We start from the raw sequence: 12,184 nt of genomic DNA on the forward strand, positions 1-12,184 counted from the left end.
TATGGTTGATTTTCATCAGAACGGGAACATCACAACGCTGCACAATCTGCGGACCCGCTCGCTGGAGGAGATGAACTATGAGCTGGAAACGTTTGCTCAGTCGCGTAAAATTTCTCTGATCCTTCCCTGTCTCTATTCGGAACTGGAAACAGAGGCGATGCCGAGGATCGTCTCGGAGCTTTCCAAGGTGCGCTATCTGCACCGGATCATTGTCGGCCTAGACCGGGCCGATGCAGCGCAGTTTCGCCACGCGCAGGTGTTCTTCAAGGATTTAGACCAGAACCACGTGGTGATCTGGAACGATAGCCCTCGCATGACAGCCCTCGGCGCGCGGCTGGAAGAGATGGGGCTGGCCCCCAATGAGCAGGGCAAAGGAAAAAATGTCTGGTCGTCCATCGGTTATCTTTTGGGGTGCGAGGACAGTGCGGTCATGGCGATCCATGACTGCGATATTCTGACCTACACCAATGAACTCTTGGCGCGGCTTGTCTACCCCGTGGCCAACCCCAGCTTTCCTTATCAGGTGGCCAAGGGCTTCTATGCGCGCGTCGGACAGGACAGACTCAACGGGCGCGTAACGCGGTTGTTGGTCAGTCCCTTGTTGATCGCCCTCAAGCGGGTGATTGGCGACCGGGACTACATCGACTACTTGCGCAGCTTTCGATATCCGTTGTCGGGTGAATTCGCCATGCGCACGAGCATTCTGCCGGACCTGCGGATTCCGTCAGATTGGGGTCTTGAAATCGGTGTGCTCTCAGAAGCTTGGCGGAATCTTGCGCCCAAAGCGGTTTGCCAGGTCGAAATCGCGGACTCCTATGATCACAAGCATCAGGATCTGAGCCCAGAGGATGCGCAGGCAGGGCTCAACCGAATGTCCGTGGACATCTGCAAGGCCATCTTCCGCAAACTTGCAGCCGATGGTACCATCTTTACGACCAATGTCTTCCGCACGCTGAAAGCCACCTATTACCGTAGCGCGCTGGATCTTTTGGAGGCCTATTACGCAGACGCAAAGATGAACGGCCTCAGCATCGACCGCCACAGCGAGGAACGCTCGATCGAACTGTTTGCAGAAAACATCATGCGGGCGGGTCAGTTCTTTCTCGACAACCCGCATGAAACGCCGTTCATTCCCACGTGGAGCCGCGTGCATGCAGCGGATCCGACCTTTCTGCGGGACATGCAGGCGGCTGCCGTCGCGGACAGAAATGAATATCAATAAAACATGGGCTTATGGGGCGTTTGTGATCCACCGGCACTGATAGGGCGCAAGGGTGATCGTGCCGTCCATCATGGCCAGATGTTCACCGGTCAGCAGATCAATCCAGGTCTCATCCTCGATCAGGTTCAGGTGGTGGGACGGCAGGGCGACCTCATCCTTACTGACATTGTGCAGGGCAAAGATCGACTGGCTGCGGTCCAGGCTTTGCCGCCAGATCGTGAACACCCTGTCGTCATCTGAATTCAGTGTGAACTGCGTGGCATTGGGGTGGAAGGCGGATTGTTTCTTGCGCAGCTCAAGGCGCTCGCGCAGGGCATTCAAAACCCGGGCCTGCAAGCTGCTCCCATCGTCCAAAAGGCCGCGCAAGGCACTGTAATCCCATCGGTGCCGGTTGATCGCCCGATTCATGCCACGCTTTTCCACGGCCTCATGATCGTTTGGCGTTGCCAGTAGCGAGTGGATGTAGAAGGCTGGAATGCCCTCCAGGCTCATGACGATGGTCTGTGAGCAGATGAAACGCTCCAAATGAAGCGTGTCGGGTCCGTCAAAGGTTTCGGTCAGCGCCTCATAGAACGTGGTGTTCAGCTCATAAGGGGACTCGCCGCCGCAAGGCAGTGCCCGCATGGAAACCATCCCTCCGGCATGGCACACGGTTTCGATCATGCGCCGCTGTTCCTCCGCGCTGAGCAAGCCTTCGGCGGGGCGCATCCCGATGCCGTCATGGCTGGCGGTGAAGTTGAAATAGGCGCAGCCTAGTGGGGCAGGTGGCATGGCCTTTTGCCATTCCAACAGATGCCGCGCGTCCCCGGACAGCATCGCATGCAGGATCAGGGGCGGCAGCGGGAAGTTGTAGATCATATGCGCTTCGTCCCGGGCGCCGAAATAGCTGAGGTTCTCGGCCTTGGGCACATTGGTTTCGGTGATCAGAACCACTTTTTCCGCGGTGTTGTCGCAGAGCATGCGCAACAACTTGATGATCTCATGGGTCTGGGGCAGGTGGATCGACGGCGTGCCAATCTCCTTCCAGATAAAGGCCACAGCATCCAGCCTGATCATGCGGACACCATTGTCCAGATGAAGCCGAATGATGCGCAGGAATTCGAGCAGAACCTCCGGGTTGCGGAAGTCCAGGTCGATCTGATCATGAGAAAAGGTGCACCAGACATGGCGCGGTCCCTTGCTGGTTTCAACTTCCTGCAAAAGCGGTGTCGTGCGGGGGCGGACCACGGCGCTCAGGTCGTCCTCGGGGTGCGCCTCGAAAAAGAATTTGTCATACGGAGCTTGGCCTTGGCGGTAGGCGTTGAACCACGCGCCCTGGCTGGACACATGGTTCAGGACCAGGTCGGACATCAGCGTAAACTCGTCTGCAATCCGGTTGATGTCGCTCCAATCTCCAAGCTGTGGGTTGACACTGCAAAAATCAGAAACCGCAAAGCCATCGTCCGAGGTGAATGGAAAGAACGGCAGGATATGGACGCCATTGAGCCAGCCCTTGCAGTAGCGGCGCAGAAAATCATTCAAGAGGTCCAAAGGCTTGTGCTGCCCGTCAACAAGCGAATTGCCATAGGTGATGACGATGGCATCGGCCTCGCTCCACATGCGGTTGCCCGGTGTGCGGGCGCGCTTGCGCCTTTTGGTCGGGTCTGGCCAGAAGGCTGCATTGATCTGGTCTGCATAGGCGGCGGCGTCAATATCCGGGTAAATCCGCGCTATACGGTTCGTCAGGGCACGATGGAAGGACTGAGGCGGTTTTGTCATGCTCCACAGTCAATCATGTCTGCGCGGGCAAGGCCAATCCTATCCTGAAAAACGGGGGGGCAAATGAAACGCGTGTGATGGATTTTTTGGCAGGCCCACTACAGCGGTTTTCACCTTCCGTGATCAGTCGTAAAAGGCTGGCGCCCTGCGAAGCTGCTGCCATTGCTGGGGGCAGTGGCCATAGACCACCATCATGTCCTGTTCTTCAGCGAGATCCATCAGTCTTCGGGCGCTATGCGTGGCCTGCACCGGATCGGGCGCGCTGTCGAAACCCTGTTCGATTTCAGCCGGTCGAGAGATTGCATCCGAGGTCAGAAGCACCCCGCCGGTGTTTGGCAAATCGACCTGAAGCGCGATTTGTCCAGGCGTATGACCGGGTGCCATCAACACCGTGATCCCCGGCCCAATTCTGATGTCCTGATCAATGGTCAGATAGGTCCGGTCGGGCCACTCAAAGGGCTGAACCTCGCCCCAGTACAGGGGGCGCGGCAGATCACGCTCTGCCTGGGACAACAGCATGGGAACATCCGGAAAATCTGCAATTCCTCCAACGTGGTCAATATGGGTGTGGGTCAGCACAAAGAGGTCGAGGTCATCGGCGCCAAGCCCGATCTGTGCCAGTTGCGCTTCTGGGAGATTGGCAGGTGTACATTCCAGAACGTCGCCAAAAGAATCCAGGCCATCCTCTGCGCTGGCGCCCTTGGGATCTGCGGCATATTTGGCCGGAAAGCCGGAATCGACCAGGATGTTCTCATTTCGATCCGTCTGAATGAGGTAACCGCAGATCCCGATTTCACGACCATTCGAATGCACGCGAAACAGGCCAAAGTCGAGCAGATACAGGCGCTTGGGGTGACCTCTTAACAGCGTCATCCCCAGGTCTTCCCCAGCACGCGCAGCCAGTTCTTGTGACAGATCTTCGCGATAAGGTCGCGGTCATAGCCGTGTTTTTCCATGGCCTCACACAGCTTTGGAAGGCCGCCCACGTGCCGGATTTCCGCCGGAACAATGGCGCCATCAAAGTCAGATCCAAGACCAACCCGATCTTCGCCCACTTCCTGGATCAGGTAGTCGAGGTGGGCGATCATGCGGTCGATAGATGTTGCTTCGTCCATCCGCCCGTCTTGGCGCAGAAAAGCCACGGCAAAGTTCAGACCCACCATCCCGTCGCTATCGCGGATCGCATGAAGCTGCCGGTCTGTAAGGTTGCGGCTATGAGCGCACAGAGCGTAGGCATTGGAGTGGGTGGCGACCAGTGGCGCGTTGCTGTGTTTGGCAACGTCCCAGAACCCGGCCTCATTGAGGTGAGAAAGATCAATCAGGATCCTCAACTCATTGCATTTCTTGATCAGTCGAATCCCGTCGGCCGTCAGCCCGGGCCCAGTATCCCCGGTGGAGGGAAAACGGAATGGGACCCCGTGCCCATAGATGGTCGGGCGGCTCCACACCGGGCCCAAAGAGCGCAGGCCCGCCCCAAATAAAACGTCCAGCGCGTGAAAGTCGGGATCGATGGCTTCGGCGCCCTCCATATGCATGACCGCAGCAAGAACGCCTGCTTCCATTGCGGAATTGATGTCGGAAGTACTGCGACAGATGCGCAGCGCGCCCTCCCGCTCAAGCCGGATCAGGATTGCGGCCTGCGACAGCGCGATGCGGCTTGCTGTGGACCATTCGACCTGAGCTGGCAGGGGAAGGTCATAAGCCGGTTTGTTCATCTCCTCCATATCCATGGAGGCATCTTGGCTCGGCACAAAGATGGCGAAAAATCCACCTGCAAACCCACCCGCGCGGGCTTTCTCCAGATCGACCTGATGTCCGCCGCCGCCTTGGAAACCATCAGGGCCAAATGGAACATTGCCACTGTGGACACGGAGAAGAAGATCGTTGTGACCATCAAATATGGGCGGAGTTTGCATGTAATACCTGCGCTGTGAAGCTCGAATTGGATCCAATTGAGAGCAGACTTGTGTGCGCGGGAGACAATGTCCAGAGAAATCGACAGTGCAGCGTGTCGCCACCTGCGTGTCAGCTGTCCTTCAGCCCGTAATCGGCAAAGGCAGCTTTGACGTCGGCCATTTCTTCTGCGCTCAGGATATGGGGCGCCCCGACAGACAAGCTGGTGACATAACCTTTGGCCAGGGTTTCCAGTTCCACCATGCGCCACAGTGCACGCTCCAGTGTGTCTCCGGTCACGACGGCGCCATGGTTTGCCATCAGGCAGGCAGAGCGATTTTCCAAGCTGGCCAACACGGTATCAGAAAGTTCTGACGTGCCAAAAAGGGCGTATCCGGCAACGGGGACCGTGTCGCCTCCAAAGGCTGCCACCATGTAGTGACAGGCCGGGATCTCCATCCTGTTCATGGCCAAGGCCGTGCAGTTGACGGGGTGCGCATGCACCACGGCATTCACAGCGGGTTTGCCCAAAAGTATGGCGTGGTGAAACCGCCACTCGGACGAAGGTTTGAGCTGCCCTGGTGCCGGATCGCTGCCATCCAGGGGCATGGAGACGATCATTTCGGGCGTCATACGGGCATAATCGACACCGGACGGTGTGATCAGCATCTGATTTCCGATGCGCACCGAAATATTGCCGGAGGTGCCTTGGTTGATCTGCTGACGCTCCATCGACAGGCAGGCATCGATGATCGCTTGCCGCAGCTCGTCGCTGTCTTGGTAAGGAGACTTGCTCATCGTCCGGACGCGCAGGCGGCTCGTTCTGGGAACAGACCGGCCAAGCCTTCGGCACTTGCGTCGCAAACACCGCGTTCGGTGATCAGGCCAGTCAAGAGACGGCTGGGTGTGACATCGAACGCAGGGTTGCCAACCGGGGTGCCTTCGGGCGTGACCTGGACCCTGCCAATGCTTCCATCGGCAAGGCTACCTTGGATCTGGCAGACCTCCTCGCCTGCGCGTTCTTCGATAGGGATCTCGGCAACGCCGTCCGATACGGACCAGTCGATCGTGGGCGAGGGCAGGGCGACGTAGAACGGCACCCCGTTGTCTTTCGCTGCAAGCGCTTTGAGGTAGGTTCCGATCTTGTTGCACACATCACCGCTACGCGTGGTACGGTCAGTGCCGACAATTACCATGTCGACGAGCCCGTGTTGCATCAGGTGGCCGCCTGCATTGTCGGTGATATAACTGTGTGGAATACCGTGACTGCCGAGCTCCCAGGCTGTGAGTGCACCCTGGTTGCGTGGGCGGGTTTCATCGACCCAGACGTGAATTGGCAGACCCGCGTCGTGGGCTTGATACATCGGGCTGGTGGCGGTGCCCCAATCCACCGTCGCGATCCACCCCGCATTACAATGCGTCAAAAGCCGAACAGGCTCTCCTGCAGGTTTTTGAGCGGCGATTTGCTTAATGATCTCCAGTCCGTGAAGACCGATCCTGCGGTTGATTTCAACATCCTCATCGGCAATCTCATGCGCCAGTCTCAGGGCGACATCAGCGCGCTCGCTCAGCGAGGTGTTTTTCAGGGCGGTGCGGCACCGGTCCAGGGCCCAGCGCAGATTGATCGCAGTCGGGCGGGTGTTGTGCAGCGCGTCCCAAGCCTTAGCAAGTGTCGCTTCTGACGGGTCAATGCGTGCGGCCAGCGCCATACCATAGGCAGCGGTGGCGCCGATCAGGGGCGCCCCGCGCACATGCATGCCTCGGATCGCCTCACAATAGTCTTCTAGAGTACTGAGCTGTTCTATCCGAAAGTCATAGGGAAGCCAGCGCTGGTCGATGATTTGCAGCGCCGATTTCGCCTCATCCCACCACAGGGATCGATAGGGGGTTCCATTGACCTTCACGGGCAACATCTCCTTTAGATGCGACGTGGTTGGGTTTTGCGGGAAATATTCACCCCATGCAAGAGCCGTCATTGCCGGAGATGTTTCGGCATGGTGAGCGTGCAGTCCGGAAAATCTAACGGTTTCCCATATTCAGGGCACGGGCGCGCTGCCCCCGCTCAAATGCGGAGATGAGGACCAATTGCCACTTGCGCGGCGTATCGCGAAACTCTGGGACAACATCACAGTTGAGGAAGGTCAATTTCCGATCGGGCTCTGTCTGCGCTGCACTGCCCCCCCTGAGGACGCCTAAGTCATCAAGGCCGGGCATGGTCATTGACCTTGCGGCAACGGAGACGCAACGCTCCAACGCCCAGAAGGTGTTGATCTCCGGGGCGGTTTCCATGATGTCGCTCAGTCGGATCATCGCGTGATTATCCCAAGGGGCATAGGGGCGTTTGAGTAGGACGGCGCCACAGAAATGGCACCCAAGACGATAGGCGCCGAAAAGGCTCAGCGCACGGGAGATTGAGACCTGCCATGAAGGTTGGGCATCGCTTGGAGCCCATCTTTGATTTGTACCTCCTTGCTGACTTTGTGTCACGTATTCAAATGTTGAGATATTCTGATTTTGCGACAAGATTGCGCTCGCCTGAAACGGGTGGCTGTTGGGTTTTTGCCTGGCGGATGAAGGAACCCGCGCAAGAATTTGGATCTTTGAAAATCAGCCTTTGTGGCTCGCTGCCTGCCAAACACAGATCGTTGCAGGAAAGACCTGTTTCTGGTGTTGCATACCGGATTTGGGGGCTTGCATTTTCATGCGACATTCTGACACAGTTCGGCGAATCCGGTCGTCTGCAGTTCACAGGGGGGAAAATCCAACTCAGCGCATCAGATATGCTGGAAAACAGGAGTTTCCACCCCATCTGGACAAGCGGCAGTTGACAGGCGCTGACGGCGCCTGAAAGTCTCAAGGCTGTCACATGCAAGTGCGGGTGCTAACAGCACTGGACGAGGCGTAAACCTCTATGGGGAGCCTAGCGCCCGGATTTTGTTTTTAAAAGAGTGGCCCCCGCGTGGCAACTTGCGGCGGATCACCAACCAAAAGAAGACCAAATAGAAAATGGGAGAATATCCAAAATGAAACACGCAAAGCTGTCCATCGGCGCGTTTGTAGCGGCTGCCTTTATGGCGCCCGCGGCTCAGGCGCAGGAATTCATCACCATCGGCACCGGTGGTGTTACCGGCGTTTATTACCCGACTGGCGGTGCGATCTGCCGTCTGGTGAACAAGAACCGCAAAGAACACGGTTTCAAATGCGCGGTCGAGTCCACCGGCGGTTCTGTCTACAACATCAACACCATCCGCGAAGGCGAACTTCAGTTTGGTGTGGCGCAGTCGGACTGGCAGTACCACGCCTACAACGGCACCTCGAAGTTTGAAGAGCAGGGCGCCTTTGAAGGTCTGCGCGCGGTGTTCTCGGTCCACCCCGAACCCTTTACCGTAGTCGCACGTGCCGACGCTGGCGTGACCAACTTTGACGATCTCAAGGGCAAGCGCGTCAACATCGGCAACCCCGGCTCCGGCCAGCGCGGCACCATGGAAGTGCTTATGGAAGCCAAAGGCTGGGGCATGGAAGACTTTGCCCTTGCGACCGAACTGAAAGCTGCCGAACAGTCCGCCGCTCTGTGCGACAACCAGATCGACGCGATGGTTTACACCGTGGGTCACCCCTCCGGTTCGATCCAGGAAGCCACCACCGCCTGTGACTCGGTTCTGGTCACTGTTGATGGTGCAGCGGTCGAAAAACTGGTTGCCGACAACTCCTTCTACCGTATGGCAACCATTCCGGGCGGCATGTATCGCGGGTCTGACGCTGACACCCAGACCTTTGGTGTCGGCGCGACTTTCGTTTCCTCCACCGCTGTCTCCGAAGACGCGGTCTATGCGGTTGTGAAGTCGGTCTTTGAAAACTTCGACGCCTTCAAGAAGCTGCACCCTGCTTTTGCCAACCTCAAGCCGGAAGAGATGATTGCAGACGGTCTGTCTGCTCCGCTGCATGACGGCGCGGCCAAGTACTACAAGGAAATGGGCTGGATCGAATAAGGCCCGTCTTTTCGCCAACGGGAGGGGCAGCGTGTTTGCCCCTCTCTTGCGCCGACAGGGTATTTCACCTGTGCAGGCGCCAATCATAATAGGCGGAGCCTGTGTTTTGGCCGCCGCAGGGGAGATTATCCATGACATCCGATGCGCAAGGAAATCGACCGCTTACCGAAGAAGAGCTACAGGAACTGGTCGCATCCTCGGATGCCGGTGCGCGCAACCCGGTTGGGTCCGTGGGTCTGTTCCTTGCCATTGTTGCGGTAATCTGGTCCGTGTTTCAGGTCATTCAGGCCTCACCTTTATCCAACGTGATCCTGCCGGGCAGCGTTGTGAACAATTCCCGCCAGATCCATTTGGCCTTTGCCATTTTCCTGGCCTACGCAGCCTATCCGGCGTTGAAAACCAGCCCGCGCGGCCATATCCCGATCCAGGATTGGCTCTTTGCCATCGCCGGCGCGGGGATCGCGCTTTATGGCTATATTTTCTATCAGAAGATCGTGAATTCCGGTGGGCTGGCCGATGACGTGGACAAGTGGTTCGCACTGGCCGGTCTTGTGCTACTCTTTGAGGCCGCGCGCCGTGCACTCGGTCCGGCCATGGCGATCATCGCGACGATTTTCTTGCTTTATGTCTTCTTTGGTTCGTCCGAGGTTGTCCCCGAGGTGATCCGCTGGAAAGGCGCGAGCCTGAAGAAGGCGATGAGCCACATGTGGATCACCTCCGAAGGGGTGTTTGGTATTGCCCTTGGCGTGTCGACCAAGTTCGTCTTTCTCTTCGTGCTTTTTGGCGCGCTCTTGGACAAGGCAGGCGCCGGCAATTACTTCATAAAGATGGCATTTGGTGCCCTTGGCCACCTGAGGGGTGGCCCGGCCAAGGCGGCCGTGGTTGGCTCGGCTGCAACCGGTCTGATTTCTGGCTCTTCCATCGCTAACGTTGTGACCACCGGCACCTTCACCATTCCGTTGATGAAGCGGGTGGGCTTTTCAAATGAACAAGCCGGGGCGGTCGAGGTTGCCTCTTCTGTCAATGGCCAGATCATGCCGCCGGTCATGGGCGCTGCCGCGTTTCTCATGGTTGAATATACCGGGATTTCCTATGTTCAGGTCATCACCCATGCCTTCCTGCCAGCTGCGATCTCCTACGTCGCGTTGATCTATATTGTGCACCTTGAGGCCGTGAAGCAGAACATGCCCACGCTAGGGAACCGAGAGGTGCATCTGGCGCGGACGATCCTCGGCATGTTCAGCTTTTTTGCTGTTTTTGCAGGGCTGTGTTACGGCTCTCAGTTCCCGGTTGAGGTGGCCTATGCTTGGGCGCCCAGCATCGCGGGCCTGTTGATGTTTGTCAGTGTGATGCTGGTCTATCTTTGGCTGTTGGCGCTCGCCGCCAAGACGCCGGATCTTGAGCCGGATGATCCGAATGCCCAAGAAGTTGAGCTGCCGGACATTTCGAAGATCTACACGGCCGGTCTTTATTATCTCCTGCCGATCATCGTTCTGGTCTACTTCCTGATGATCGAACAGAAATCGCCCGGTCTGTCCGCCTTCTGGGCCACAGCGCTTCTCTTTGTGATCCTGCTGACGCAGAAGCCGCTGAAGGCTGTTTTCCGCGGTCAAAGCAATCTGGCACAGACCTTCGTAGAGGGTTTCGCCGACCTTTGGCAGGGGATGATCGACGGCGCACGCAATATGATCGGTATCGCTCTTGCAACGGCGGCAGCCGGTGTGATCGTCGGTACTGTAACGCTGACCGGTGTGGGCCAGGTGATGGCGGAACTGGTCGAAGGCATGGCCTTTGGTCTCACCTATATCAGCGCGATGTTCGTGCATGCCATCAGCCCGGTGACGGATCTGATCGGGATCACGAGTTTCGAGGGTACCGTGGCTGAACGGGCGGCAGATATGACCGGAACAATCCTTGTGTTTGTACTGCTCTGCGTCGGCCTTTTGTCCTTGGTTCTTGGAATGGGCTTGCCGACAACTGCGAACTACATCGTTGTCAGCTCGTTGATGGCGGGGGTCGTGGTTGAACTGGGCGCACAGTCGGGACTGATCGTGCCGCTGATCGCTGTGCATCTCTTTGTGTTCTATTTCGGGATCATGGCGGATGTTACACCGCCCGTGGGCCTTGCCAGTTTTGCCGCGGCAGCCGTGTCTGGAGGCGATGCCATCCGCACCGGTTTCGTGGCCTTCTTCTACAGCTTGCGGACCGTGGCGCTGCCTTTTGTCTTCATCTTCAACACCGACCTGTTGCTGATCGACGTGACATGGGCGCAAGGGATACTTGTGGCCATCTCCGCCACGATTGCGATCCTAGTCTTCACTGCCGGGACGATGGGCTATTTCCTGACCCGCAGCCGCATCTATGAAAGCGTGCTGCTGGTCCTCGTCGCCTTCACTCTGTTCCGGCCTGATTTCTTCATGAACCGGATCATGCCGCCATTTGCCGATGTGGCGCCAATCGAACTGGTCGAAGCACTGTCTGCATCGCACGAAGGTCAGGAGATCCGCCTGCGCATTGAGGGGCCGGATTTCGACACGGGCGGTGCGGCCTCGACCACGCTGGTGATCCCCTCGGATGGGTCGGGCGACGGGCTGGCGATGGCCGAGGGCATCGGCCTTGTGCTGTTGCCGGAAGACGGGCTGATGAAGCTGGACGCGCCGGGGTTCGGTACGCCTGCAGAACAAACCTTGGGCAACTTTGACTTCTATGGGGACGAGCCCGTCAAGGTGACGGCCATCAAGGCCCCGCAGGATCAGCTCCCGAAAGAGCTGGTCTTTATCCCGGCGCTGCTGCTTTTGGCCCTCGTGGCTCTGATGCAGCGCAGCCGCGCCAGCAAGGAAGGAGTACCGGCATGAGCAAATCTGTTCTCTGCGCGCTTGAACTGGGGGATCCTGCATTGGATCGCAAGGTTCTGACCGAAGCCGCTCGCCTGGCTGAGCTGGACGATGCCCAGCTGGATGTCGTGAACGTGTTGCCCGATTTCGGCGAAAGCTGGGTGTCGGGCTTTTTCGAAGAGCATCACCACGAAAAGGCGGTCAAGGATACGGCGGCCCACCTAAGCGAGATGTGTGAAGAAGTCCTTGGCGCGGATCGAAACGTCAAGGTCCGCCACCTTGTGGCCACTGGCACCGCTTATCAGGAGATCCTCAAGGTGGCGGCTAAGGCGGGCACCGATCTGATCGTGATTGGGGCTCACAAGCCTGATCTGAAAGACTACTTGCTGGGTCCGAATGCCGCGCGGGTGATCCGCCACTCAGACTGTTCGGTCTATGTGGTCCGTTAAACCTGACAAAGACTGATCGACACTAAAGGGCGCCTTTAT

Annotated in this window: 11 protein-coding genes; 5 read left to right on the plus strand and 6 right to left on the minus strand. The window is 57.8% G+C overall.

Going from position 1 to position 12,184, the window contains the following annotated elements; genetic code table 11:
• The first annotated feature begins 1 nt into the window (after position 1).
• Positions 2-1,222, plus strand: a complete 1,221-nt coding sequence (locus INS80_RS15465; protein WP_192966484.1) for a glycosyltransferase family protein — start codon at positions 2-4, stop codon at positions 1,220-1,222.
• Between the two features lie 9 nt (positions 1,223-1,231).
• Here the strand turns inward: INS80_RS15465 and INS80_RS15470 are convergent, their stop codons facing one another.
• From INS80_RS15470 to INS80_RS15495, 6 genes are all read right to left on the minus strand, one after another.
• Entirely contained in the window at positions 1,232-2,980 is a 1,749-nt protein-coding gene (locus tag INS80_RS15470) for an alpha-amylase family glycosyl hydrolase (RefSeq protein ID WP_192966485.1), read from the minus strand.
• Positions 2,981-3,103: 123 nt separating this feature from the next.
• Positions 3,104-3,853 carry an N-acyl homoserine lactonase family protein gene (locus INS80_RS15475; protein WP_192966486.1) on the minus strand — a complete coding sequence of 250 codons (750 nt, stop codon included), beginning with the start codon at positions 3,851-3,853 and terminating at the stop codon, positions 3,104-3,106.
• Positions 3,850-4,896, minus strand: a complete 1,047-nt coding sequence (locus INS80_RS15480; protein ID WP_192966487.1) for a dipeptidase — start codon at positions 4,894-4,896, stop codon at positions 3,850-3,852. Before INS80_RS15480 ends, INS80_RS15475 begins: the two co-directional genes overlap by 4 nt.
• Before the next feature lie 109 nt (positions 4,897-5,005).
• Positions 5,006-5,671 (minus strand): class II aldolase/adducin family protein, encoded by a 666-nt coding sequence (locus INS80_RS15485; RefSeq protein ID WP_192966488.1) that lies wholly within the window; start codon positions 5,669-5,671, stop codon positions 5,006-5,008.
• On the minus strand, positions 5,668-6,777 hold the full coding sequence (mtnA, locus tag INS80_RS15490; protein WP_192966489.1) for an S-methyl-5-thioribose-1-phosphate isomerase: 1,110 nt from the start codon (positions 6,775-6,777) through the stop codon (positions 5,668-5,670). Before mtnA ends, INS80_RS15485 begins: the two co-directional genes overlap by 4 nt.
• Positions 6,778-6,892: 115 nt before the next feature.
• Complete coding sequence (locus tag INS80_RS15495; protein ID WP_192966490.1) at positions 6,893-7,183, minus strand: hypothetical protein; 291 nt, start codon at positions 7,181-7,183, stop codon at positions 6,893-6,895.
• A 113-nt stretch (positions 7,184-7,296) separates the two neighbouring features.
• Between INS80_RS15495 and INS80_RS15500 the strand changes: the two genes are divergently transcribed.
• The 4 genes from INS80_RS15500 (at position 7,297) to INS80_RS15515 (ending at position 12,145) form a co-directional block, all read left to right on the plus strand.
• On the plus strand, positions 7,297-7,701 hold the full coding sequence (locus INS80_RS15500; RefSeq protein WP_192966491.1) for a hypothetical protein: 405 nt from the start codon (positions 7,297-7,299) through the stop codon (positions 7,699-7,701).
• Positions 7,702-7,896: 195 nt separating this feature from the next.
• Positions 7,897-8,862 carry a TAXI family TRAP transporter solute-binding subunit gene (locus INS80_RS15505; protein WP_192966492.1) on the plus strand — a complete coding sequence of 322 codons (966 nt, stop codon included), beginning with the start codon at positions 7,897-7,899 and terminating at the stop codon, positions 8,860-8,862.
• A 131-nt stretch (positions 8,863-8,993) separates the two neighbouring features.
• On the plus strand, positions 8,994-11,717 hold the full coding sequence (locus INS80_RS15510; RefSeq protein ID WP_192966493.1) for a TRAP transporter permease: 2,724 nt from the start codon (positions 8,994-8,996) through the stop codon (positions 11,715-11,717).
• Positions 11,714-12,145 (plus strand): universal stress protein, encoded by a 432-nt coding sequence (locus INS80_RS15515; protein WP_192966494.1) that lies wholly within the window; start codon positions 11,714-11,716, stop codon positions 12,143-12,145. The genes INS80_RS15510 and INS80_RS15515 overlap by 4 nt, the downstream gene beginning before the upstream one ends.
• Positions 12,146-12,184 lie beyond the last annotated feature (39 nt).

Source organism: Phycobacter azelaicus (assembly GCF_014884385.1).
Lineage (GTDB): Bacteria > Pseudomonadota > Alphaproteobacteria > Rhodobacterales > Rhodobacteraceae > Phycobacter > Phycobacter azelaicus.

What these genes read in the sequence shown, in the direction of transcription:
- INS80_RS15485 (WP_192966488.1), bottom strand. Translation starts at nt 5,671, where the DNA reads ATGAGCAAGTCTCCTTACCAAGACAGCGACGAGCTGCGGCAAGCGATC.
- INS80_RS15505 (WP_192966492.1), top strand. Translation starts at nt 7,897, where the DNA reads ATGAAACACGCAAAGCTGTCCATCGGCGCGTTTGTAGCGGCTGCCTTT.
- INS80_RS15495 (WP_192966490.1), bottom strand. Translation starts at nt 7,183, where the DNA reads ATGATCCGACTGAGCGACATCATGGAAACCGCCCCGGAGATCAACACC.
- INS80_RS15510 (WP_192966493.1), top strand. Translation starts at nt 8,994, where the DNA reads ATGACATCCGATGCGCAAGGAAATCGACCGCTTACCGAAGAAGAGCTA.
- INS80_RS15480 (WP_192966487.1), bottom strand. Translation starts at nt 4,896, where the DNA reads ATGCAAACTCCGCCCATATTTGATGGTCACAACGATCTTCTTCTCCGT.
- INS80_RS15475 (WP_192966486.1), bottom strand. Translation starts at nt 3,853, where the DNA reads ATGACGCTGTTAAGAGGTCACCCCAAGCGCCTGTATCTGCTCGACTTT.
- INS80_RS15465 (WP_192966484.1), top strand. Translation starts at nt 2, where the DNA reads ATGGTTGATTTTCATCAGAACGGGAACATCACAACGCTGCACAATCTG.
- INS80_RS15500 (WP_192966491.1), top strand. Translation starts at nt 7,297, where the DNA reads ATGAAGGTTGGGCATCGCTTGGAGCCCATCTTTGATTTGTACCTCCTT.
- INS80_RS15470 (WP_192966485.1), bottom strand. Translation starts at nt 2,980, where the DNA reads ATGACAAAACCGCCTCAGTCCTTCCATCGTGCCCTGACGAACCGTATA.
- INS80_RS15515 (WP_192966494.1), top strand. Translation starts at nt 11,714, where the DNA reads ATGAGCAAATCTGTTCTCTGCGCGCTTGAACTGGGGGATCCTGCATTG.